18 protein-coding genes are annotated in these 22378 nt (G+C 73.6%); 11 read left to right on the forward strand and 7 right to left on the reverse strand.

The window, feature by feature from the left end:
• The first annotated feature begins 39 nt into the window (after window positions 1-39).
• Window positions 40-969, forward strand: coding sequence for an NAD(+)/NADH kinase (locus tag FHX31_RS20210; protein ID WP_184977003.1), 930 nt, complete (start codon window positions 40-42; stop codon window positions 967-969).
• Between the two features lie 6 nt (window positions 970-975).
• Here FHX31_RS20210 and pgm read toward each other — a convergent pair whose 3' ends face one another.
• Together pgm and glgC are read right to left on the reverse strand one after the other, a co-directional pair.
• Window positions 976-2619 carry a phosphoglucomutase (alpha-D-glucose-1,6-bisphosphate-dependent) gene (gene pgm / locus FHX31_RS20215; protein WP_184977004.1) on the reverse strand — a complete coding sequence of 548 codons (1644 nt, stop codon included), beginning with the start codon at window positions 2617-2619 and terminating at the stop codon, window positions 976-978.
• 34 nt (window positions 2620-2653) lie between these two features.
• Complete coding sequence (gene glgC / locus FHX31_RS20220) at window positions 2654-3886, reverse strand: glucose-1-phosphate adenylyltransferase (protein ID WP_013285287.1); 1233 nt, start codon at window positions 3884-3886, stop codon at window positions 2654-2656.
• Window positions 3887-3980: 94 nt separating this feature from the next.
• Here glgC and glgA point away from each other — a divergent pair, with 94 nt between their 5' ends.
• The 4 genes from glgA (at window position 3981) to glgB (ending at window position 10271) form a co-directional block, all read left to right on the forward strand.
• Entirely contained in the window at window positions 3981-5174 is a 1194-nt protein-coding gene (gene glgA / locus FHX31_RS20225) for a glycogen synthase (RefSeq protein ID WP_402881288.1), read from the forward strand.
• Between the two features lie 90 nt (window positions 5175-5264).
• A complete protein-coding gene (locus tag FHX31_RS20230) occupies window positions 5265-6056 on the forward strand; it encodes a class I SAM-dependent methyltransferase (RefSeq protein ID WP_402881286.1) in 792 nt (263 codons plus the stop codon).
• A gap of 4 nt (window positions 6057-6060) precedes the next feature.
• Window positions 6061-8181 (forward strand): alpha-1,4-glucan--maltose-1-phosphate maltosyltransferase, encoded by a 2121-nt coding sequence (locus tag FHX31_RS20235; RefSeq protein ID WP_013474744.1) that lies wholly within the window; start codon window positions 6061-6063, stop codon window positions 8179-8181.
• On the forward strand, window positions 8169-10271 hold the full coding sequence (glgB, locus tag FHX31_RS20240; protein WP_071095893.1) for a 1,4-alpha-glucan branching protein GlgB: 2103 nt from the start codon (window positions 8169-8171) through the stop codon (window positions 10269-10271). The genes FHX31_RS20235 and glgB overlap by 13 nt, the downstream gene beginning before the upstream one ends.
• A gap of 344 nt (window positions 10272-10615) precedes the next feature.
• Here the strand turns inward: glgB and FHX31_RS20245 are convergent, their stop codons facing one another.
• Window positions 10616-11692, reverse strand: a complete 1077-nt coding sequence (locus FHX31_RS20245) for an App1 family protein phosphatidate phosphatase (RefSeq protein ID WP_013285282.1) — start codon at window positions 11690-11692, stop codon at window positions 10616-10618.
• An 82-nt stretch (window positions 11693-11774) separates the two neighbouring features.
• Between FHX31_RS20245 and FHX31_RS20250 the strand changes: the two genes are divergently transcribed.
• The 4 genes from FHX31_RS20250 (at window position 11775) to FHX31_RS20265 (ending at window position 15988) form a co-directional block, all read left to right on the forward strand.
• Entirely contained in the window at window positions 11775-13379 is a 1605-nt protein-coding gene (locus FHX31_RS20250) for a hypothetical protein (protein ID WP_114919917.1), read from the forward strand.
• Between the two features lie 16 nt (window positions 13380-13395).
• Window positions 13396-14199: a peroxide stress protein YaaA gene (yaaA, locus tag FHX31_RS20255; RefSeq protein ID WP_114921236.1), complete on the forward strand. Its 804-nt coding sequence runs from the start codon at window positions 13396-13398 to the stop codon at window positions 14197-14199.
• A gap of 106 nt (window positions 14200-14305) precedes the next feature.
• The gene (locus FHX31_RS20260; RefSeq protein WP_114919916.1) at window positions 14306-14950 is read left to right on the forward strand and encodes a hypothetical protein; all 645 of its coding nucleotides are present in this window, start codon (window positions 14306-14308) and stop codon (window positions 14948-14950) included.
• Between the two features lie 96 nt (window positions 14951-15046).
• Window positions 15047-15988, forward strand: a complete 942-nt coding sequence (locus FHX31_RS20265; protein WP_013474739.1) for a TAXI family TRAP transporter solute-binding subunit — start codon at window positions 15047-15049, stop codon at window positions 15986-15988.
• A gap of 6 nt (window positions 15989-15994) precedes the next feature.
• Here the strand turns inward: FHX31_RS20265 and FHX31_RS20270 are convergent, their stop codons facing one another.
• Both FHX31_RS20270 and FHX31_RS20275 read right to left on the reverse strand, forming a co-directional pair.
• Window positions 15995-17383: a sensor histidine kinase gene (locus FHX31_RS20270; RefSeq protein WP_030270477.1), complete on the reverse strand. Its 1389-nt coding sequence runs from the start codon at window positions 17381-17383 to the stop codon at window positions 15995-15997.
• A gap of 10 nt (window positions 17384-17393) precedes the next feature.
• The gene (locus FHX31_RS20275) at window positions 17394-18050 is read right to left on the reverse strand and encodes a response regulator transcription factor (RefSeq protein WP_013285276.1); all 657 of its coding nucleotides are present in this window, start codon (window positions 18048-18050) and stop codon (window positions 17394-17396) included.
• Window positions 18051-18134: 84 nt separating this feature from the next.
• Between FHX31_RS20275 and FHX31_RS20280 the strand changes: the two genes are divergently transcribed.
• Window positions 18135-18473 carry a DUF952 domain-containing protein gene (locus FHX31_RS20280; RefSeq protein WP_184977005.1) on the forward strand — a complete coding sequence of 113 codons (339 nt, stop codon included), beginning with the start codon at window positions 18135-18137 and terminating at the stop codon, window positions 18471-18473.
• Between the two features lie 67 nt (window positions 18474-18540).
• Entirely contained in the window at window positions 18541-19083 is a 543-nt protein-coding gene (locus tag FHX31_RS20285) for an acyltransferase (RefSeq protein WP_013285274.1), read from the forward strand.
• A gap of 58 nt (window positions 19084-19141) precedes the next feature.
• On the opposite strand, the gene FHX31_RS20290 is transcribed toward FHX31_RS20285, so the two are convergent.
• Both FHX31_RS20290 and FHX31_RS20295 read right to left on the reverse strand, forming a co-directional pair.
• Entirely contained in the window at window positions 19142-20890 is a 1749-nt protein-coding gene (locus tag FHX31_RS20290) for a CDP-glycerol glycerophosphotransferase family protein (RefSeq protein ID WP_184977006.1), read from the reverse strand.
• A gap of 201 nt (window positions 20891-21091) precedes the next feature.
• On the reverse strand, window positions 21092-22375 hold the full coding sequence (locus FHX31_RS20295) for a nucleotide sugar dehydrogenase (protein ID WP_013285272.1): 1284 nt from the start codon (window positions 22373-22375) through the stop codon (window positions 21092-21094).
• Window positions 22376-22378 lie beyond the last annotated feature (3 nt).

A 22378-nucleotide genomic window follows, 5' to 3' on the forward strand; every position in this document is an offset into this window, starting at 1 on the left:
AACCGCTGCCGTGCGCCGCCGGTGTGATGAGCTGTAGCGGTGGCGGGTGACGTGCTGGGTCTGGTGCTGCACCCCACCCGGGACGTCTCCGAGGTGGTGGGGATCGTCGCGGACTGGTCCGCCCGGCACCGGATCACCCTCGCAGTACGCGCCGAGGACCGCGCCCGCGTACCGGCAGCGGTGGAGGCGATCGCGGCGGACGAGCTGGCCGACCGCTGCGCCGCGCTGATCAGCATCGGTGGTGACGGCACCATGCTCGGCGCACTGCGGATGGCCGTCCGCGACCCGAAGCCGGTGCTCGGCGTGCACCTGGGCCGGGTCGGCTTCCTGGTCGAGGTGGAGCCGCCGGACCTGCCCCGGGCGCTGGAGCGGCTGGTGGAGCACGACTTCACCGTCGAGTCGCACGCCTGCCTGGCCTGCGACGTCTGCGGCGACGACGTGGTGGCGTTCAACGACATCGCCCTGGTCCGGCAGCCCGGCGCCGGCTTCGTCACGGCCACCCTCGCGGTGGACGGCCAGCGGTACGGCTACTACCGATGCGACGCGCTCGTGGTGAGCACGCCGACCGGCTCGACCGCGTACAGCTACGCCGCCGGCGGGCCGCTGATCTCACCGGCCACGGAGGCGATGGTGGTGACGCCGTCCGCGCCGATGGCCGGGATCTCCCGCTCGGTGCTGCTCTCCGCGCACGAGACGGTGCACCTGGAGCTGCGTGCGGACTCGGCGCCGGTCGCGGTGGAGATGGACGGCCTGCTGATCCGGCAGGCGGCGACCGAGGGTTCGGTGCACATCCGGTACGTCAAGGACGCCGGCCGGGTGGTCCGTCTCGACCCGCGCCGCTACCAGGAGCGCAACCAGCTCAAACTGAGCCTGCTGGACCTGCCGCTGCTGCCCGACCAGTTGCGGGAGCTGTTGCCGGACGGGTTGCGGGAGCAGCTCAGCCGCCGGGAGCTGCCCCCGCCCCGCTGAGCCGGTTCACGCGGTGGCGAGCACGCCGTCGACCAGCGCCTTGGCCTCCTCCTGGATCCGGGCCAGATGCTCCGGGCCCTGGAACGACTCGGCGTAGATCTTGTAGACGTCCTCGGTGCCGGACGGGCGGGCGGCGAACCAGCCCGACCCGGTGGTCACCTTGAGGCCGCCGATCGCGGCGCCGTTGCCGGGTGCGGTGGTGAGGATCGCGGCGATCGGCTCGCCGGCCAGCTCGGTGGCGGTGACCTGCTCCGGCGACAGCTTCGCCAGGACGGCCTTCTGCGTCCGGTCGGCCGGGGCGTCGATCCGGGCGTACGCGGGCGCGCCGAAGCGGTCGGCCAGCTCGGCCCAGTGCTCACTCGGCGTACGGCCGGTGGTGGCGATGATCTCGGCGGCGAGCAGGCAGAGCAGGATGCCGTCCTTGTCGGTGGTCCAGGTGCCGCCGTCGCGGCGCAGGAAGGACGCGCCGGCGCTCTCCTCGCCGCCGAAGCCGACGGTGCCGTCGAGCAGGCCGGGCACGAACCACTTGAACCCGACCGGCACCTCCAGCAGCGGACGGCCGAGGTCGGCCGCGACCCGGTCGATCATCGAGGAGGAGACGAGCGTCTTGCCCACCGCCGCGGCCGGGCCCCACTGCTCCCGGGTACGGAACAGGTGGCCGATCGCCACGGCCAGGTAGTGGTTGGGGTTCATCAGGCCGCCGTCGGGCGTGACGATGCCGTGCCGGTCGGCGTCGGCGTCGTTGCCGGTGGAGACCGCGTAGTCGTCCCGGGCGGCGATCAGTGAGGCCATCGCATTCGGCGAGGAGCAGTCCATCCGGATCTTGCCGTCGCCGTCGAGCGTCATGAACCGCCAGGTCGGGTCCACGAGCGGGTTGATCACGGTCAGGTCGAGGCGGAGTCGTTCGGCGATCTCGCCCCAGTACGCCACGCTCGCCCCGCCCATCGGGTCCGCGCCGATGCGCACCCCGGCGTCGCGGATCGCGTCGATGTCCAGCGCGGCGGGCAGGTCGTCCACGTACCGGGCGAGGAAGTCGTACTCCCCGGTGGTGGCGGCGGCGCGCGCCCGCGCGTACGGGATGCGTTTCACCTCCTTGAGCCCGGCGGCGAGGATGGCGTTCGCGCGGTCCTGGATCCACTTCGTGGCGTCGGTGTCGGCGGGCCCGCCGTGGGTGGGGTTGTACTTGAACCCGCCGTCGGACGGCGGATTGTGCGACGGGGTGATCACGATGCCGTCGGCGAGGCCGCTGGTGCGCCCCCGGTTGTGGGTGAGGATGGCGTGCGAGACGGCGGGGGTCGGGGTGTAGCCGTCGCGGCTGTCGCGCAGCACCGTCACGTCGTTGGCGGCGAGCACCTCCAGCGCGTCGGCCTCGGCGGGCGCGGAGAGCGCGTGGGTGTCCCGGCCGAGGAACAGCGGCCCGGAAAGGCCCTGCTCGCGCCGGTAGTCGCAGAGCGCCTGGGTGACGGCGAGGATGTGGTCGGAGTTGAACGCGTGGCGCAGGCTGGATCCGCGGTGCCCGGAGGTGCCGAAGGAGACCTGCTGCGCCGGGTCGTCCGGGTCCGGGTGCTCGGCGTAGTAGGCGGTGACCAGCCGGGGCACGTCGACCAGGTCGTCGGGCTGTGCGGGCTGGCCGGCACGGGGGTGGGCCACTGCGGGATCCTCCTCGGGGATGCGGCGGGAATGCTCAGGGCTCGACGCGCTGGCCCTTGCCGATGACGACGATGCCGTTGTCGGACACGGTGTAGCGCTGGCGGTCCTTCTCCAGGTCGACGCCGATCTCGGCGCCCTCCGGGACGTGGACGTTCTTGTCCAGGATCGCGCGCCGGACGACCGCGTGGCGGCCGATCTGGACACCCTCCATCAGCACGGCGCCGTCGACGTGCGCCCACGAGTGGACCTTCACCTTCGGCGCCACGATCGAGTTCTCCACCAGCGAGCCGGAGATCACCGAGCCGGGCGACACCATCGAGCTGACCGCGCGGCCCACGCGCTCGCCCCAGGCGTGCACGAACTTGGCCGGCGGGTACGGCGGCTGCTCGGTGTAGATGGGCCAGTCGAAGTTGTAGAGGTTGAACACCGGGTGCACGTTGATCAGGTCCATGTGCGCGTCGTAGAACGAGTCGAGCGTCCCCACGTCCCGCCAGTAGCCGCGGTCGCGGTCGGTGCTGCCGGGTACCTCGTTGTCCTTGAAGTCGTAGACGTTGGCCTCGCCGCGCTCGACGAGCATCGGGATGATGCTGCCGCCCATGTCGTGCTTGCTGGTCTTGTCCGCCGCGTCGCGCTCGACCGCCTCGCACAGCGCCTTGGTGGTGAACACGTAGTTGCCCATCGAGGCGTAGATCTCGTCCGGCGCGTCGGGCAGCCCTACCGCGTCGGTGGGCTTCTCCCGGAACGCGCGGATGCGCTTGCCGTCCTCGCCGACCTCGATCACGCCGAACTGGTCGGCCGTCGACAGCGGCTGCCGGATTCCGGCCACCGTGACCCCGGCGCCGGAGGCGATGTGGTCGTCGACCATCTGCCGGGGGTCCATCCGGTAGATGTGGTCCGCGCCGAAGACGATCACGTAGTCGGGCTGCTCGTCGTTGATCAGGTTGAAGCTCTGGTAGATCGCGTCGGCCGAGCCGGCGAACCACCACGGGCCGCGGCGCTGCTGCGCGGGCACCGGCGTGACGTAGTTGCCCAGCAGCGTCGACATCCGCCAGGTCTTGGTGATGTGGCGGTCCAGCGAGTGGGACTTGTACTGGGTCAGCACGACGATCTTGAGGAAGCCGGCGTTCGCCAGGTTGGACAGGACGAAGTCGACCATGCGGTACATCCCGCCGAAGGGGACGGCGGGCTTCGCCCGGTCGGTGGTCAGGGGCATCAGGCGCTTGCCCTCCCCGCCGGCCAGGACGATCGCGAGCACCTTGGCAGCCATGCTCAGACGCTAACGACCCGGAACCGACTTCACCACTCGGACGCCCACACTTGCGCACCGCGTGGGACACCCGGCTCTGCACTAGGGTGCGGGCATGGCACCGATGCGCGTCGACCTGCTCACCCGCGAGTACCCGCCGGAGGTCTACGGCGGCGCCGGGGTGCACGTGGAATACCTCGCCCGTGAGCTGCGCCGGCTCGCCGACGTGCGGGTGCACTGCTTCGGCGCGCCCCGCGACGAGCAGGGTGTCATCGCGTACGCCGAACCGGCCGCGCTCGCCGGCGCGAACGCCGCGCTGCGCGTCATGGGCGTCGACCTGGAGATGGCCGCCGGGACGGCCGGCACCGACGTGGTGCACAGCCACACCTGGTACGCCAACCTGGCCGGGCACACCGCGAAGCTGCTGCACGGGGTGCCGCACGTGGTCACCGCGCACAGCCTGGAGCCGCTGCGCCCGTGGAAGGCCGAGCAGCTCGGCGGCGGGTACGCGCTCTCCTCCTGGTGCGAGCGGACCGCGTTCGAGGCGGCCGACGCGATCATCGCGGTGAGCGCGGGCATGCGGCGCGACGTGCTCACCGCGTACCCGGCGGTGAACCCCGACCGGGTACGCGTGGTCTACAACGGCATCGACACCGCGCAGTACGCCCCGGACCCGGGCACCGACGTGCTCGACCGGCTCGGCATCGACCCGGCCCGGCCCAGCGTGGTCTACGTCGGGCGGATCACCCGGCAGAAGGGCCTGCCGTACCTGCTGCGGGCGGCCCGGGAACTGCCCGCCGACACCCAGCTGGTGCTGCTCGCCGGCGCGCCGGACACCCCGGAGATCGCCGCCGAGGTGGAGGGTCTCGTGGCGGAGCTGCGGGCCACCCGGTCCGGGGTGATCTGGGTGGCGGCGATGCTGCCCAAGCACGAGGTGATCCAGGTGCTCACCCACGCCACGGTCTTCGCCTGCCCGTCCGTCTACGAGCCGATGGGCATCGTCAACCTGGAGGCGATGGCCTGCGAGACCGCCGTGGTGGCGACCGCCACCGGCGGCATCCCCGAGGTGGTGGCCGACGGCGAGACCGGGCTGCTGGTGCCGATCGAGCAGGCCGGCGACGGCTCCGGCACCCCGCTGGACCCGGAGCGCTTCGTGGCCGACCTGGCCGCGCGCATGAACGAGCTGCTGGGAGACCCGGAGCGGATCGCGGCGTTCGGGGCGGCGGGGCGGCGGCGGGCGGTGGAGCACTTCTCCTGGGACGCGATCGCCCGCCAGACGATCGAGGTGTACCGCTCGGTGGGCGTGTAAGGAAGGGCACCTTCTTAACGCCTCCGGTAGAGGAAGGGCCCCTTCTTAACAGCCCGCCCGGTCGCGGTCGGCGGCGGATACAGTCCCCGGATGCCGGATGCGATCTTCGCCCATCCTCGGCTCGCGCCGGTCTACGACGCATTCGACGGCGACCGGGACGACCTGGACGCGTACCTCGCGATCGCCGACGAGCTGGACGCGCGCGTGGTGCTCGACCTCGGCTGCGGCACCGGGAACCTGGCCCTGCTGCTCGCCCCGCACGGCCGTACCGTCGTGGGGGTCGACCCGGCCGGGGCGTCCCTCGCCGTCGCCCGGTCGAAGGACCGCGAAGGCCGCGTGCGCTGGGTGCACGGCGACGCCACGACGCTGCCACCGCTGCGCGCCGACCTGGCCGTGATGACCGGCAACGTGGCTCAGGTCTTCCGCACCGACGACGACTGGGCGCGAACGCTGCGGGGCGTGCACGGCGCGCTGCGGCCGGGCGGGCACCTCGTGTTCGAGACGCGGCGTCCCGAGCGCCGCGCGTGGGAGGAGTGGGCGGCGGACACCGCGCCGGTGACCCGGGACGTGCCGGGCGTCGGGCCGGTGGAACGACGTCTCGAGGTCACCGCTGTGGACCTGCCGTTCGTGACCTTCCGGTTCACGTACCGGTTCCCGGCCGACGGCGCCGTCCTCACGTCGGACTCGACGCTGCGGTTCCGCGACCGGGACGAGGTCGAGGCGAGCCTGGCGGCTGCCGGCTACCGGGTGCTCGACGTGCGGGACGCGCCCGACCGCCCCGGCCGGGAGTTCGTCTTCGTCGCACGCCGCGCCGACGAGCCGCGCGGAGAGGGTGCATCCGGGTCGCAGCCGAGCGCGAGAGGATCTCGCGCAGTAGGTTGAGCGGGTGACTGGACGGTTCCCGATCGAAGACGTCTCCCCCGTCGTCTCCTGCGGTCGCTACCCGGCCAAGGCAGTGGTCGGCGAGGTCGTACCGGTGTCGGCGCGGGCCTACCGCGAGGGCCACGACGCGCTCGGGTGCAACGTGGTCTGGCTCGGCCCGGACGGCGCGGCCCGCCCGTTCACCCGGATGCGCCCGGGTGAACCCGGCCAGGACCGATGGCACGCCACCATCCGCCCGGACGCGGTGGGCCTGTGGCGCTTCGCCGTGGAGGCGTTCGGAGACCCGTACCTCACGTGGCAGAACGCGGTCACCAAGAAGCTCGCCGCCGGCCAGGGCGCGGCCGAGCTGGCGAACGATCTGGCCGAGGGCGTACGGGTGCTCACCGCCGCGCTCGACCTGGTGCCGAGGGCCGACCGTGATCGCGTACGCGAAGCCGTGCGGGCGCTGGCCGACGACGACCTGGACCTGCCGCGGCGGGTGAGCGCGGCGCTGGACCTGGCCGACCTGCTGTGGGAGCACCCGGTGCGCGAGCTGGTCACCACCGGCGAGGAGCGCACGCTGTGGGTGGACCGGCCGCGGGCGCTCTTCTCCGCCTGGTACGAGTTCTTCCCCCGCTCCGAGGGCGCGGTCCCGGCCACTGTCGACGCGCCCGCGCGTTCGGGCACGTTCGCCACCGCGATGGAACGGCTGCCTGGTGTCGCGGCGATGGGTTTCGACGTGCTCTACCTGCCGCCGATCCACCCGATCGGCCGGGTCAACCGCAAGGGCCGCAACAACGCGCTCACCGCCGGGCCGGACGACGTGGGCTCGCCGTGGGCGATCGGCGCGGCCGAGGGCGGCCACGACGCCATCCACCCCGATCTGGGTACGCCTGAGGACTTCCGCGACTTCGTCGCGGCCGCCGCCGAGCAGGGACTGGAGGTGGCGATGGACCTGGCGTTGCAGTGCGCGCCGGATCACCCGTGGGTCACCGAGCACCCGGAGTGGTTCACCACCCGGGCCGACGGCAGCATCGCGTACGCGGAGAACCCGCCGAAGAAGTACCAGGACATCTATCCGCTGAACTTCGACAACGACCCGGAGGGCATCCGGGCCGAGGTGCTGCGGGTGGTGCTGCACTGGGTCGGCGAGGGCATCCGGATCTTCCGTGTCGACAACCCGCACACCAAGCCGTTCGACTTCTGGCACTGGCTGATCGCCGAGGTCAAGAAGGTCGACCCGGACGTGCTGTTCCTGGCCGAGGCGTTCACCCGGCCGGCGATCATGCACGGGCTCGGCAAGATCGGCTTCACCCAGTCGTACACCTATTTCACCTGGCGCACGACGGCGGCCGAGATGCGGGAGTACTGCGAGGAGCTGGTCGCCTCGGTCGACTGGATGCGGCCGAACTTCTGGCCGAACACGCCTGACATCCTGCACTCGTCGTTGCAGCACGGCGGCCCGCCGATGTTCAAGATCCGGGCGGTGCTGGCGGCGCTGCTGTCCCCCTCGTGGGGCATGTACGCGGGATTCGAGCTGTTCGAGCACGTCGCGCGGCCGGGCGCCGAGGAGTACCTGGACAACGAGAAGTACGAGCTGCGGCCCCGGGACTGGGACGCCGCGCTGGCGCAGGGCCGGTCGCTGGCGCCGTTCGTCACCACCCTGAACCGGGTACGCCGGGACAACCCCGCCCTGCACCGGCTGCGCAACCTGCGGTTCCACGACATCGACAACCCGGCGCTGCTGTGCTGGTCGAAGCACGACCCGGAGACCGGCAACACGGTGATCGTGGTCTGCTCGTTCGACTCACGCGAGGTGCAGTGGGGCAACACCACGCTCGACATGCCGGCGCTCGGCCTGGACTGGCACGAGCGGTTCACCGTGCGCGACGAGCTGACCGGCGCCGAGTACGACTGGGGGCAGCGCAACGCGGTACGCCTCGACCCGTACCTGCAACCGGCGCACGTGCTCACCGTGCGCCGCCCGGCCGCACCCGAGCCCCCGCAGCCGGCCGCGCCGACCGCTGCCGAGCCGGAGCAGCCGGCCGCGCCCGACCTGACAGTGGAAGACGTGCCCGCCGACCTCTCCGGCGGCACCGCCCCGACCGCACCGGCCGACAAGGACGACGCCCGATGGACCAGCTGATCGCCGGCGAGGTACACGACCCGCACGCCGTGCTCGGCGCGCACCCGGCCGACGGGAGCACCACGATCCGGACGCTGCGCCGGGGCGCGGGCGAGGTGGCGGTGCTCGCCGACGGCGAACGGCACCCGATGAAGCGGGTCCACGACGCCGGTGTCTTCGAGGCTGTCCTCCCCGGTGAGGTGCTCGACTACCGGGTCGAGGTGGACGGCACGACGCACGACGACCCGTACCGTTATCCGCCCACGCTCGGCGACCTCGACCTGCACCTGATCGGCGAGGGGCGGCACGAGCGGCTCTGGGCGGCGCTCGGCGCCCGGGTGTTCGACGAGGGCGTCGCGTTCACCGTCTGGGCGCCGAACGCACGGGCCGTGCGGCTGATCGGCGACGTCACCGGCTGGGCGCCGGACGACGGGTGGCCGATGCGCTCGCTCGGCTCCAGCGGCGTGTGGGAGATCTTCGTGCCGGGCATGCCGGTGGGCAGCCGCTACAAGTACCGCGTCCTCGGCGCGGACGGCCGGTGGCGGGACAAGGCCGACCCGATGGCCGCGCGCACCGAGGTGCCGCCGGCCACCGCGTCGGTGGTGCACGAGTCACGGTACGAGTGGGGCGACGCGGACTGGCTCGCGCGCCGGTCCCGGCAGGCGCCGCACCAGGAGCCGATGAGCGTGTACGAGGTGCACCTGGGCTCCTGGCGACCCGGCCTCGGCTACCGGGAGCTGGCCGAGCAGCTCACCGCGTACGTGCTGGAGATGGGCTTCACCCACGTGGAGTTCCTGCCGGTGATGGAGCACCCGTTCGGCGGCTCGTGGGGCTACCAGGTCACCGGCTACTACGCGCCGACGGCCCGGTTCGGCGACCCGGACGACTTCCGCCACCTGGTGGACCGGCTGCACGCCGCCGGCATCGGCGTGCTCCTGGACTGGGTGCCGGCGCACTTCCCGAAGGACGAGTGGGCCCTCGCCCGTTTCGACGGCACCCCGCTGTACGAGCACCCCGACCCGCGTCGCGGCGAGCACCCCGACTGGGGCACGTACGTCTTCGACTTCGGCCGCAACGAGGTGCGCAACTTCCTGGTCGCCAACGCGCTGTACTGGCTCGACGAGTTCCACATCGACGGGCTGCGGGTGGACGCGGTCGCCTCGATGCTCTACCTGGACTATTCCCGGCAGGACGGGCAGTGGGCGCCGAACGTGCACGGCGGCCGGGAGAACCTGGAGGCCATCGCGTTCCTCCAGGAGGTCAACGCCACCGTCTACCGGCACCACCCGGGCGTACTGATGATCGCCGAGGAGTCCACCGCCTGGCCCGGCGTCACCCGGCCCACCTCGGAGGGCGGGCTCGGGTTCGGGTTCAAGTGGAACATGGGCTGGATGCACGACACCCTGCTCTACACCTCGAAGGACCCGATCTACCGGCAGCACCACCACCATCAGCTCACGTTCTCGCTGGCGTACGCGTGGAGCGAGAACTACGTGCTGCCGATCAGCCACGACGAGGTGGTGCACGGCAAGGGCTCGCTCGCCGGCAAGATGCCCGGCGACACCTGGCAGCGGCTGGCCACCGTGCGGGCGCTGCTGGCGTACATGTGGGCGCACCCGGGCAAGCAGTTGCTCTTCATGGGCTGCGAGCTGGCCGACGACAGGGAGTGGAGCGAGGAGCGCGGCCTCGACTGGTACCTGACCCACGATCCGGCCCGCGCGGGCGTGCAGCGGCTGGTCGCCGACCTGAACCGGGTCTACCGGGAGAGCCCGGCCCTCTGGGCGCAGGACACCGACCCGGCCGGCTTCCGCTGGATCGCCGGGGACGACGTGGCCAACAACGCGGTGTCGTTCATCCGGATCGCCCCGGACGGGCAGACGCTCGTGTGCGTGGCGAACTTCTCCGCGCTGCCGCTGGAGGACTACCGGATCGGCCTGCCGGCCGGCGGGACGTGGACCGAGGCGCTGAACACCGACGCCCACCACTACGGCGGGTCGGGGGTGGGCAACCTGGGCGAGGTGCACGCCGAGAACGTGCCGTGGCACGGCCTGCCCGCGTCGGTCGCCCTGCGCGTGCCGCCGCTGGGCGTCCTCTGGCTCCGCCCGGCCTGACGGCACAGCCCAGCCGGCCGGGCGGCCCACGGCGGCGGCAGGCCACCCCGGACGGCGGCCAACCCCCGGACGGCGGCCAACCCCCGGACGGCGGGCCAAGGGGACGCACGGGTCACGGGGAAGGCGGCCAACCGGGCCGAGCGGCCGTCTGAAGGTTTCGTCTTGAGCCCGTTATGACTCAGAGGCATATTTATGCCTCTGAGTCATATCCGTATCAGAGAGTCGCTTCCCGGTCAGCACTACGTTCTGTGATATCTCGGCGTCGGAATGACCGCGATCTGGCGGTCGCTCTCCACACCCAGGCTGTCGGCGCGTGACCGCCCGTCGCCGGGCGGCCGCAGGAGTCAGACCAGGTCGGCTTCGCGGAGGAGCTTCCAGAGGCCGGCGCCGTCGGGGGCGCTCAGCCACTTCTGGCCGATCGGGCCCGACGACGACCGCCCTGCGGGCGCGGGGAGGCTACCGGCCAGCACCGACTGGGTCGGGGACAGTCGCCGGATCGCCACCCCCGCGACGTTGTCCGGGTGCGCGGCGGCGAACTCCCGGTAGATCTCCGGGTCGTGCTGCCCGTCGTCGCCGATCAGCAGCCACCGCACCTCGGGGAACTCCCGGGACAGCCGGGCCAGCGTGGCCCGCTTGTGCTCCCGGCCGCTGCGGAACCACCTGTCGGCGGTCGGTCCCCAGTCGGTGAGCAGCAGCGGCCCGGCCGGGTAGAGGTGCCGGGACAGGAACCGGGTGAGCGTCGGCGCGACGTTCCACGCGCCGGTGGACAGGTAGAAGACCGGCGCGCCCGGGTGGGCGGTGGCCAGCCGCTCGTACAGCACGGCCATGCCCGGCACGGCGGTGCGGGCGTGCTCGTCGAGCACGAACGTGTTCCACGCGGCCAGCAGCGGCCGGGGCAGCGCGGTCACCATGACGGTGTCGTCGATGTCGGAGAGGATGCCGAAGCGGACGGCCGGGTCGAGGATGCGTACCAGCGCCTCCACCGGTTCGGCGTCGGCGACGCTGAGGCGTACGCAGCCCCAGCCGGGGGTGAAGTCGGCCTCGATCACGGTGTCGACGAAGCCGCTGCGGTCGGCGGTCACCTCCTGGCGCACGCCGTCGGCCTCGATGGTCACCGTGATGTGCTTGGCGGGCAGCGTGGCGAAGCTGCGCCAGCCCCGCACCTTGTCCAGCCGGCCCCGCCGCCGCGTGTCCGGGCGGCCCAGCAGCACCCGGCAGAGCACGCGCGCCCAGCCCGGGGCGCCGTAGCCCGCGTACGCGATGATGTTGGGCTGCCACCCGGTGCGCCGCAACCGGCGCTCCACCAGGCCGTGCACGGCGTCCTCGAAGCGCGCGGCGCGGTGCAGTTGCGGGACGGCCAGCTGGTCCGGTGGTGTGGGCGGCACACGGCAACAGTGCCACAACCGGACCGGCCGGGCCACGCGAGTGATCCACGCCGATCCGCCCCGGCGCCGGGCGCCGCCGTGACAGACTGCGGTCGGGACGACGACGGGGGCGTTGGTCGTGTCGACGACGAAGCGGAACCCGGTACGACCGCGTCCGGACGCGCCGGCGCTGGTGGCGCTGCTGCTCGGCGCCGCGGGGGTCGGCTACCGGCTGGTGCTGACGCTGCTCACGGTGCCCGCGTCGAACAGCGACGAGGCCACGTTCGGCCTGGCCGCGCTGCACATCGCCGCCGGTGGTGAGCGGCCGGTCTTCCTCTACGGCCAGCGCTACATGGGCGTGCTGGAGTCGTACCTGGCCGCGCCGCTCGTCGGCTGGGCCGGGCCGAGCTGGCCGGTGCTGCGGCTGCCGCTGCTCGCGCTCTTCGCGATCTTCCTGTGGCTGGCGTACCGGCTGACCCGTCGCCTGTTCTCCCCCTGGCTCGCGGTCGCCGTGGTGGGCCTGCTGGCGCTCGGCTCGGAGCGCGTGGTCCGCGACCAGCTCACAGTGGTCGGCGGCCGCCCGGAGGTGAAGCCGGCGGTGCTGGCGATGCTGCTGATCGCGGTGGCCCTCGGCGGCCGGCGGATCCGGCACCACTGGCTGGCCACCGGCGCGTTCGGGCTGCTCGCCGGGCTGGCGCTGTGGTCGGACTGGCTGATCGCGCCGTATCTGCTGGTCGCGGCGGTGGTGCTCGCGGTGGCGGTGCCCCGGGATCTGATCGGCTGGCCGGGCGTGCTGCTGGTCGCGGGCTTCCTGGCCGGGATCGCCCCGGTGGTCAAGGACAACCTCGTCGCGCCGCCCGGGCAGGACTCGCTGTCGGTGTTCCGCGAGATCAGCACCAAGGAGGGCGTCGCGCCGTCGCTGGCCGAACGCCTGCGCGGCGGACTGCTGGAGGGGGTGCCGCTGGCATCCGGCCTGTGCCCGATGGACGGCTGCGCGCGCTGGGCGCAGTGGTTCGGCGTGCTCTACCCGGTGCTGCTGGTGGCCGCCGCCGCGCTCGGGCTACGCGCGTACCGCCGGGCCGCCGACCACGCCGCGCGGGTCGGGGCCGTGGCGATCCTCGCCCTGGTCGCGGGCGCGGTGCTGACACTTCTGGCGTACGTGCGCAGCCCGCTCGCCGCGACCGACCCGCTCGGCAACGCCCGCTACCTGTCGGTGCTCCAGATCTCGCTGCCGGCCGTGCTGTGGCCGCTCTGGCTGGCCGCCGCGCACGCCCTGCGGGCCACCACCGGGTGGACGGCCCGGCTCGGCGGCACCGCGGCGGCGGTGGTACTGGCCGGGCTGACCGCCGCCACCGTTGCCGGGACCGTGGCGTTCCTGGCCGGCGTGCCGGGTGTACGGGACGAGGAACGCACCGCCCGCCGCCTCGCCGACACGGTGCGGGACGCCGGGTTGCACGAGGTGTACGGGGACTACTGGACCTGCAACCGGCTGATCTTCAACACCGGAGAGACCGTTGCCTGCGGCGTGCTCGACGGGGCGCTGACGCCCGGGCAGAACCGCTATCCGGCGTACTGGCAGCGGGTGGCGCGCGCGGAACGGCCCGGGTACGTGGTGGCGGTCGGCTCCCCGGCCGAGCGCACACTGCGGCGGCTGCTGGGTGACCGCGCCGACGCGGCGATGGTGGCCGAGGTGGGCGGCAGTCGCGTGTACCACCCCGACCGTGCCGTACGGCCGTGGCGCTGACCCCGGCCCGTACGCTGTGCCGGTGCTCATCCTGCTGCCCCCGTCGGAGGGAAAGGCCGAGGCCGGCACCGGCCGCCGGCTGGACCTGTCCCGGCTGTCCCTGACCGAGCTGAACCCGGCCCGGGAGGCGGTCCTGACCGCGCTCGTCGACCTGTGTGCCGGGCCGGACGAGACGGCGGCCCGGACCGCGCTGGGCCTCACCGAGGGGCAGCTCGGCGAGCTGCGGCGCAACGCCCGGCTGCGGGAGGCGGCGACCGCCCCGGCCGGACGCCTCTACACCGGCGTGCTCTACGAGGCGCTCGGCCTGGACACGCTGCCCCCCGACGCGCAGCGGGCGGCCCGCCGCCAGGTGCTGATCAGCTCCGGCCTGTGGGGCGCGGTACGCCTCGCCGACCGGATCCCGCCGTACCGCTGCCCGATCGGAGCGCGGCTGCCGGGGCTCGGCGCGCTGACGACGTACTGGCGGGCGGCGCTCGGCCCGGTACTGGAACCCGCCGCCGGGCGCGGCCCGGTGCTGGACCTGCGCTCCGGCGCGTACGCGGCCACCTGGACACCGCGCGGCGCGCTCGCCGAACGCACGGTGACGGTACGGGTGCTGCACGAACGGATCGTGGACGGCACGCCGGCCCGGTCGGTGGTGAGCCACTTCAACAAGGCCACGAAGGGCCGGCTGGTGCGGGATCTGCTGCTCGCCGACGCCCGGCCGCGTACCGCCGACGCGCTGGTGGGGGCGCTGCGGGAGCTGAAGTACACGGTCGAGGAGGCGCCCCGGGCGGCCGGGCGGCCCCGGCAGGTCGACCTGGTGGTCACCGAGCTCTGAGCCGCGGGCTTCCCGCAAATTTTGCTCAAGGCTCGGGCGCAGCGGTTCCCGGTCCGGCGCTCGGCAGCGACGGTAGAGGTACCCCGACGACCGAGGAGCCGCGCCGATGCTCACCACGCTGCTCGACCGCCCGCGCCCGTCGCCGCCGCTGGACTGGCTGACCCTGACCGACGCCTTCGAGGTCGCCTGCATGGTGCGCTGCACGCCGCCGCCGGCCGCCGACGTACGCCGCCTCGACAGCGGACCCCACCGCGGCGGCATCGCCGAGTTCAACCGCGAGGACGCGGCGCAACGGATGCGGCAGCTGCTGGGACGCCTCGACGTGCCGGTCGAGCACGAGCTGACCACCGGTGGCCTGCGCCGCCGCTACGAGCTGCACCGGCTGTCGGTGCCGCCGCAGCACCGGGCGGCGTACGCGAATCTGCTGACCACGGGCTGGCGGCAGGGCCGCCGGGAGCTGCTCGGCGGGCCGTTCCCGGGCGCCTCGGCGCCGCGGCGGCTGTGGCGGCCCCGGCTGGCCGCGGCGGCCTGGCGGGCGGCGCTGCTCGCGGGCGGCCGGCACGTCCGCCGGCACTGCCTCGGCATCCGGCTCGCCGACCGGGACCTGGCGGCGGTGCTGGTACGCGGCGCGGCGCTGCTGGACGTGCCGGCGGCGCTGCGGCCCGGCTCGGGCTGTTTCCTCGTGGTGGTACCCAACGGCGAGCACCGGGAGCGGATCACCGAGAGCGCGGAGCTGGCCCCGGCGAGCTGACCGGCCCGGCCCGAGACTGCCGCACGCCGGGCCTGCGGTGGTGCGTGCGCCGCGTGGGCTTGCGCCACGGCGGGTGCACGGCGCAGAGTGCAGCCCGTGAGCCGACACTGGCCTGTGCGCGCCGCCGCCCCGCTCGCGCTGGTGCTCCTGCTCGTCGCCGGGCTCACCGGGTGCCGGGACGAGCCGTCCGAGCCGACCCGCATCCGCATCGCCACCGGCAGCCCGACCGCCGTCTACCACGCCTTCGGCCAGTCGCTCGCGGCGCTGCTCAACCGGGAGCTGCCCGGCGTACGGGCCGAGGTGGTGGTCACCGCCGCCTCGGCGCAGAACGTCCGGCTGGTCGGCGCCGGGGAGGCCGAGCTGGGCTTCACCCAGGCCGACGTGCTGCCGCCGCGCGAGCCCGAGCATCCGTCGGTGCTCGCGGTGGCCCGGGTCTACGACGACCTGCTGCACCTGGTGACCCGCGCCGGCGGGCCGATCCGCACGCTCGGCGACCTGCGCGGCCGGCGGGTGTCGGTGGGCGCCGACGGCTCCGGCACGGAGATCACCGCCACCCGTCTGCTGGCGGTGGCCCAGCTCGGTGGCGACCGGGTACGCCAGGAACACCTGGGGCTGGACGACTCGGTGGCGGCCCTGCGCGAGGGGCGGATCGACGCGTTCTTCTTCTCCGGCGGGCTACCCGTGCGCGGCGTCGCCGACCTGGCCCAGCGGACCTCGCTGCGGATCGTGGACCTGGGCGACTGGACCGAGCCGCTGCGCCGGGCGTACGGGCAGGTCTACGTGACCCGGGACGTGCCGCGCTCGGTGTACCGGGCCGCCCCGGTCAGCACGGTGGCGAACCCGAACTACCTGATCGTCCGCGCCGACCTGCCCGCCGCGCTGGTGCGGGAGGTGACCCGGCTGCTGATGGACCGCCGGGAGGAACTGGCCGCCGCGCACCCGGCGGCGGGACGGATGAGTCCCCGGTCGGCGATCGTCACCACCCCGCTGCCGCTGCATCCGGGCGCGGCGCAGTGGTATCGCGCCGCGAAGCCCTGACGCGGGTCAGCACCGAACCGGCGCGTCGGCGGGCGCCGGGAACCACAGCTCGGCGACCAGGCCCCGGGGCTCGCCCTGGCGCATGGTGAGCCGGCCGTCGGAGGCGTCCACGAGCACCGCCGCGATGGTCAGCCCGAGGCCCACGCCGTCCACGTTCTGCGCGTCCGGCGCCCGCCAGAACCGCTCGGTGGCCTGGTCGAGCTGACTGGTGGTCATGCCCGGGCCGGTGTCGCCGACGGTCAGCACCGTCCCGCCGTCGGCGGCCCGTACGGTCACTGTCACCTCTCCCCCGGCGCCGCTGAACTTCACCGCGTTGTCGATCAGGGCGTCCAGCGCCTGGTCGATGGCGGTCGGCACGGTCCGGGCGTACGCCGGCGCGTCCTCGGCGTCGAGGCGGAGCGTGACCTCGCGGTGCCGGGCCAGCGGCAGCCAGGCGGCCACCCGGGAGGCGGCGGTGGCGGTGGCGTCCACAGTCACCCGCTCGTTCTCCTCCCGCTCGGCGCGGGCCAGCGTGAGCAGCGCGTCGAGCACCGTCGCGAGCCGGTCGGTCTCCTCCAGCGCCAGCCGGTGCTCGGCGCGCCCGTCCGGGTCGGTGAGGCTGGGGCCCAGTTCCTCCACCCGCAGCCGCAGCGCGGTGAGCGGGTTGCGGAGCTGGTGGCTGGCGTGCGCGACGAAGGCGCGTTGCCGGTCCATCACGTCGGAGACCGCGTCGGCCATGTCGTTGAAGCTGGTCGCCAACCGGCGCAGTTCGGGCGGCCCGAGTCCGGCGCGGACCCGCGCGGCGCGGCGGCCCTCGGCGATCTCGTGGGTCACCGCGTCCAGCTCGGTGACCGGGCGCAGCACCCAGCCGGCCAGCCCGAACGCGGTCGAGACGCAGGCCAGCACCGCCAGCAGGCCGATGCCCGCGAGCAGCAGCCACCACACGGTGACGGTGCGGCGCACGCCGTCCGCCGGGCTGGTCGTGACCACGGCGCCGAGCACCTCGCCGCCGTCGTTGATCGGCACGGCCGTCACCACCGGCCCGCCGACCCACGGCCAGACCGACTCCGGGCCGCTGAACTGCTGCCCGGACAGGGCGGTGTCGAGCGCCGCGCGGGTGCCCGCGCCCGGCTCCCACCCGGACGAGGCCACCACGGTACGGCGGTCCCGGTCCACCACGGCCGCGCCGATGCCGTAGAGCGCGTCGTAGGCGGCCAGTTCTCCGTCCAGCGGGCCGGGGCTGCCGCCCCGCAACGCCGGCCCGGCCAGCGAGGCGAAACGGGTGGCGTCGGCGAGGCGGTCGGCGCGGACCCGGTCGGTCTCCCGGGTCGCGAGCGTGGCCGCCAGCGGCGTCTCCAGGGCGATCAGGACCAGCACCATCAGCAGCAGGTAGCTGATCACCAGCCGGCGGCGCACGAACCGGCCCTCACGCCTCGCGGAGCCGGTAGCCGACCCCGCGTACGGTCTCCACCAGCGTCGGGTCGCCGAGCTTGCCGCGCAGCGACCCGACGTGCACCTCCACGGTGTGCCGGTCGGCCCAGGTGGTGCCCCACACATCGAGCAGGATCCGCTCGCGCGGCACCGCCACCCCGGGCTGGCGGGCCAGGGACAGCAGGATGTCGAACTCCTTGCGGGTGAGCGAGACGTCCCGGCCGGCCACCGTCACCGTCCGGCCGCCCACGTCGATGCGGACCGTACCGGCCTCGATCAGGTTGCGCTGCGGCGCGGTGTGCGCGGCCCGGCGCAGCACCGCCTCGATCCGCGCCTGCAGCTCCACCATCGAGAACGGCTTCACCACGTAGTCGTCGGCGCCCAGCCGCAGCCCCAGCACCCGGTCGCGTTCCTCACCGCGCGCGGTCACCGCGATGATGCCGAGCCGGCTGCTGCGCCGCCGCAGCTCGCGGCACAGGTCGGTGCCGTCGCCGTCGGGCAGCCCCAGGTCGAGCAGCACCAGGTCGCAGGGGGCGGCGGAGAGCGCGGCGGCCACCGTCGCGGCGTGTTCCACCTGGTAGCCGCGCCGGGTCAGCGCGGACGACAACGCCGCGGCGACCCGGCGGTCGTCCTCGACCAGGAGGATCCGCACCCGTTCCTCCCTCGACTCGACGTGTTGCCCTGCGAATGGTGGCAGACGCGCCGCCGGGACGCGAGGCCGCTCTAGGCTGCTGCCGTGATCTACAAGATTCTCACCGACGACGAGTGGACGCGGGCGCGGGCGGACGGGCGGTTCGCCGGCACCGCGATGGACCGGCAGGACGGCTACGTCCACCTGTCCGCCGCCGACCAGGTGGTGGAGACCGCGCGGAGGTACTTCGCCGGGGTCACCGGCCTGACCGTGCTCGCGGTGGACGAGGCCCGGCTCGGCGACGCGCTGCGCTGGGAGGAGTCCCGCGGCGGCGCGCTGTTCCCGCACCTGTACGGGGCGTTGCCGGTGGACGCGGTGGTCGCCGCGCACCCCCTGCCGGCCGACCGGCCCGCCGCCGACGCGGTGGCCGAACTGCTCGGGTGAGCGCTCGTTATGCTGCGTCGAGCCCGCCCGACGGCGCGACGCGCCCTGGCATGTGATGCGAGTTGAGATGACTGACAGCAACGACCGGTCCGCCTCCGTCTTCGTCCACCCGACGGCCGACGTGGAGTCCGGCGCCCAGGTCGGCGACGGCACCAAGGTCTGGCACCTGGCGCACATCCGGTCCAGCGCCCAGGTCGGCGCCGGCTGCGTGATCGGCCGCAACGTCTACGTCGATGCGGGCGTCACCGTCGGCGACCTGGTGAAGATCCAGAACAACGTCTCGGTCTACCAGGGCGTGACCATCGAGGACGAGGTGTTCGTGGGCCCGTGCGCGGTGTTCACCAACGACTTCCGCCCGCGCGCCCAGAATCCGGACTGGACGATCACCCCGACGCTCGTCCGCCGGGGCGCGTCGATCGGCGCGAACGCCACGCTCGTGTGCGGCATCGAGGTGGGCGAGTACGCGATGATCGCCGCCGGCTCGGTGGTGACCCGCGACGTCAAGCCGTACCAGCTGGTGGCCGGCAACCCGGCCCGCCCGAAGGGCTGGGTCGACGCCAAGGGCGAGGTCATCTCCCGCGACGTCGACAACCCGCCGCACCAGGGCTGACCGGACGAGACAGGGGCGACGACCGGCGCGGTCGTCGCCCCTGCTCCGTCGGTACGCCTCAGCCGCAGAGCCGGCCGATCTCGTCCCGGAACCGGTCCATCGGGTTCGACCCGGCCGGGCCGAGCAGGTACTCCTTCAGCTCCCGCCGCGTCCCGGTCATCGGGTCGTCCCCGGCCCGGGTCACGTCGAGGATCTTCGTCAGCTCGCCGCAGTCCGCCGAGAGCAGGTACGCCGCCCGAGCGGTCGGGAACTGCCGCCGGAACTCGTCCTCGGGCAGGCCGGCCGGATTCGCCACCACGTACGGGCGCTCGCTCTGCACGAAGTCGGAGACCACGCTGGACACGTCGCTGACCAGCAGGTCGGTGACGTTGAAGCAGTCGAACAGCCCCGGCGTCCGGCCGGTGACCACCAGGTGCGCGGTGCCGTCCAGCGAGGACGGATCGGTCTCGCCGCCGGCGGCCTTGATCCGGGACACGATCCGCTCGTGCACGGCGCGGGCCTTCGGCGAGCGCGTGCCGGTCAGCGGGTGCGGCTTGTAGATCACCCGCACGTCCCCGGCTGCGAGCAGGCCGGACACGATCCGCTCACCCATCAGCACGAGCGACGTGTGGTACGGGTCGTCGTCGAGCCAGCCCTCCCAGGTCGGCGCGTACAGCACCGTGAAGCGGTGGTCGGCGGCGCCCGAGCCGAACGTGTGCACCCCGGCGAGCTGCGGGCGGCCGACCTCCACGATGTCGCGGTCCAGCACGCCGACGTCGGCCCGGGCGTACCGTTCCCGCCCGGCCGGCCCGGCCACCCAGACCTCGTCGTACACCTTGCTGTACGGGTTGACGCTCGCCTGCTTGTCGCTGTCGCCGTGGCCGACGAAGACGTGCTTCACGCCCGGCTCCCGCAGCAGGTGGATGTTGGCACCGACGTTCGCGGCGTACAGCGCCACGCGCAGCGACCCCAGGTCCAGGTTCATGAAGTCGACGCCGGCCGGCACGCAGATCACCGGCAGCCGGGTGTCGGCGAGCTGCTCGAACGCGTCCGCGGCGCGCAGCAGCACGACGGCGCGACGGCCGGTCGCCTCCACCGGCGCGAGCCACATGTTGGCCTGGTAGACGTCCTTGGCCGGGCCGGCGAAGTAGAGCGCCACCTCGGGCCGTTCCCGGGCCATCCAGTCGTGCACGGCGGGCAGCACGCCAGGGGCCTTGCCCCGGCCGCGCAGCGCGGTGAGCGCCAGCACCGCGGCGGTGACCAGGCCGGCGGCGAGCGTGACCAGGGCGGTGAGCACCACCGGGGCGACCCGGTCGAGTGCGGCGGCCACCACTGCCGCGGGCACCAGCAGCACGTTCAGCAGCGGCATGCGCAGCCCGGCCAGCAGCCGCGCCCAGGCCGGCGGCACCGGAACCCGCCGCAGCGCGCCGAGGTCGATGTTGCGGGTGTACGCCGGTGGGTCGACCCGGCCGTCGATCACCTTGGTCACCGCGTTGGTGGCGACGGCCACGGTCCACAGCGCGGCGGGCAGCAGCAGGACGGCGACGGTGCCGGCCACGCCGGGACGCACCGCGGCGACCACGAGCAGGACCACCGACAGGTCCCGCACCAGCCGCCGGAATGTCTCGCCCAGACCGGCCTTGTCGAGCAGCGTGGCGGTCTCGGTGTGCCGCCCGGCCAGGGCCAGCTCACCGGCGACGGCGACCACCGCGGCCACCGCGTACGGGACCACCAGGCCGAGGACTCCGGCGAGGACCATGACCGCGTAGCCGAGGAGCGTCGCGCCGACCGCGGCGAGACCCTGCTGGCTGCGTACTCTGCTGAACAACGACACGCTCCCTGTCTGCCCCACCGATGTCGGTGCGGGTCGATTTCCGACGGCTGCGACCCTAAACGGATCACATGACACAAGTATTGCCGGGGTGTCCGGCAGGTGAACTCCACACGGCGTGATCCCGGCTCATCCCGGCGGCGGCACGCGACGGGCCCCGGCCGTTCGAGACGGCCGGGGCCCGCGGAGTCGGTGGGGTCAGCCCCCGATGACCACCCGGCGCACGCCGGTCCAGCGCGCCGGGTCGGTGACCCGGCGGCCGTCGACCAGCACCGTCACGCCCGGCAGGTCGGCCGGGGCGAGGGTGCGGTACTCGGCGTGGTCGGCCTGGATCACCGCGGCGCCGACCGGCTCGCCGTCGTACCCGGGCAGGCCGTGCGCGACCAGCTCCTCGTTCGTGTACATCGGGTCCGAGACGTACGGCACCGCACCCCGCCGGCGCAGCGCGTCCACGGTCGGGAAGACACCGGAGAACGCGGTCTCCTTGACGCCACCCCGGTAGGCGGCGCCCAGCACCAGCACGCCCACGCCGGTCAGATCGCCGTACGCGGCGGCGAGCAGGTCGACCGCGTACTCCGGCATGGCCGCGTTGGCCTCGCGGGCCGAGCGGACCACGGTGGCGGCCGGGTCGTTCCACAGGTACATCCGCGGGTAGATCGGGATGCAGTGGCCGCCGACCGCGATGCCCGGCGAGTGGATGTGGCTGTACGGCTGCGTGTTGCACGCCTCGATGACCTTGGTGACGTCCACGCCGACGGTGTCGGCGAAGCGGGCGAACTGGTTCGCCAGGCCGATGTTCACGTCCCGGTAGGTCGTCTCGGCGAGCTTGGCCAGCTCGGACGCCTCGGCGGAGCCGAGGTCCCAGACGCCGTTCGGCCGGTCCAGGTCGGGGCGCTCGTCGAAGTCGAGCACCGCCTCGTAGAACCGCACGCCGTGCGCGGCCGACGCCTCGTCGATGCCGCCGACCAGCTTCGGGTAGCGGCGCAGGTCGGCGAAGACCCGCCCGGTGAGCACCCGCTCGGGGCTGAACACCAGGTGGAAGTCGGTGCCGGCGGTCAGGCCGGAGCCCTCGGCGAGCATCGACGCCCACCGGTTACGGGTGGTGCCGACCGGCAGCGTGGTCTCGTAGCTGACCAGCGTGCCCGGCTTCAACCCACGGGCGATGGCCCGGGTGGCGTCGTCCATCCAGCCGAAGTCCGGCACGCCCTCGGCGTCCACGAACAGCGGCACGACCACGACGACCGCCTCCGACTCGGCGACCGCGGCGGCGGTGTCGGTGGTGGCCGACAGCAGGCCGGCGGCCACCGTCTCCTTGAGCTTGACGTCCAGGTCGGCCTCACCCGGGAAGGGCACGGCACCGTCGTTGACCAGCTGGACGACCCGCTCGGAGACGTCGGCGCCGATCACCCGGTGCCCCTTGGACGCGAACTGCACGGCCAGCGGCAGACCGATCTTGCCGAGCGCGACGACGCAGATGTTCATGAA

It is taken from the genome of Micromonospora sp. CNZ286, from assembly GCF_014207755.1.

What these genes read in the sequence shown, in the direction of transcription:
- glgC (WP_013285287.1), bottom strand. Translation starts at nt 3,886, where the DNA reads ATGGCTGCCAAGGTGCTCGCGATCGTCCTGGCCGGCGGGGAGGGCAAG.
- glgA (WP_402881288.1), top strand. Translation starts at nt 3,981, where the DNA reads ATGGCACCGATGCGCGTCGACCTGCTCACCCGCGAGTACCCGCCGGAG.
- FHX31_RS20230 (WP_402881286.1), top strand. Translation starts at nt 5,265, where the DNA reads ATGCCGGATGCGATCTTCGCCCATCCTCGGCTCGCGCCGGTCTACGAC.
- glgB (WP_071095893.1), top strand. Translation starts at nt 8,169, where the DNA reads ATGGACCAGCTGATCGCCGGCGAGGTACACGACCCGCACGCCGTGCTC.
- FHX31_RS20260 (WP_114919916.1), top strand. Translation starts at nt 14,306, where the DNA reads ATGCTCACCACGCTGCTCGACCGCCCGCGCCCGTCGCCGCCGCTGGAC.
- FHX31_RS20285 (WP_013285274.1), top strand. Translation starts at nt 18,541, where the DNA reads ATGACTGACAGCAACGACCGGTCCGCCTCCGTCTTCGTCCACCCGACG.
- FHX31_RS20295 (WP_013285272.1), bottom strand. Translation starts at nt 22,375, where the DNA reads ATGAACATCTGCGTCGTCGCGCTCGGCAAGATCGGTCTGCCGCTGGCC.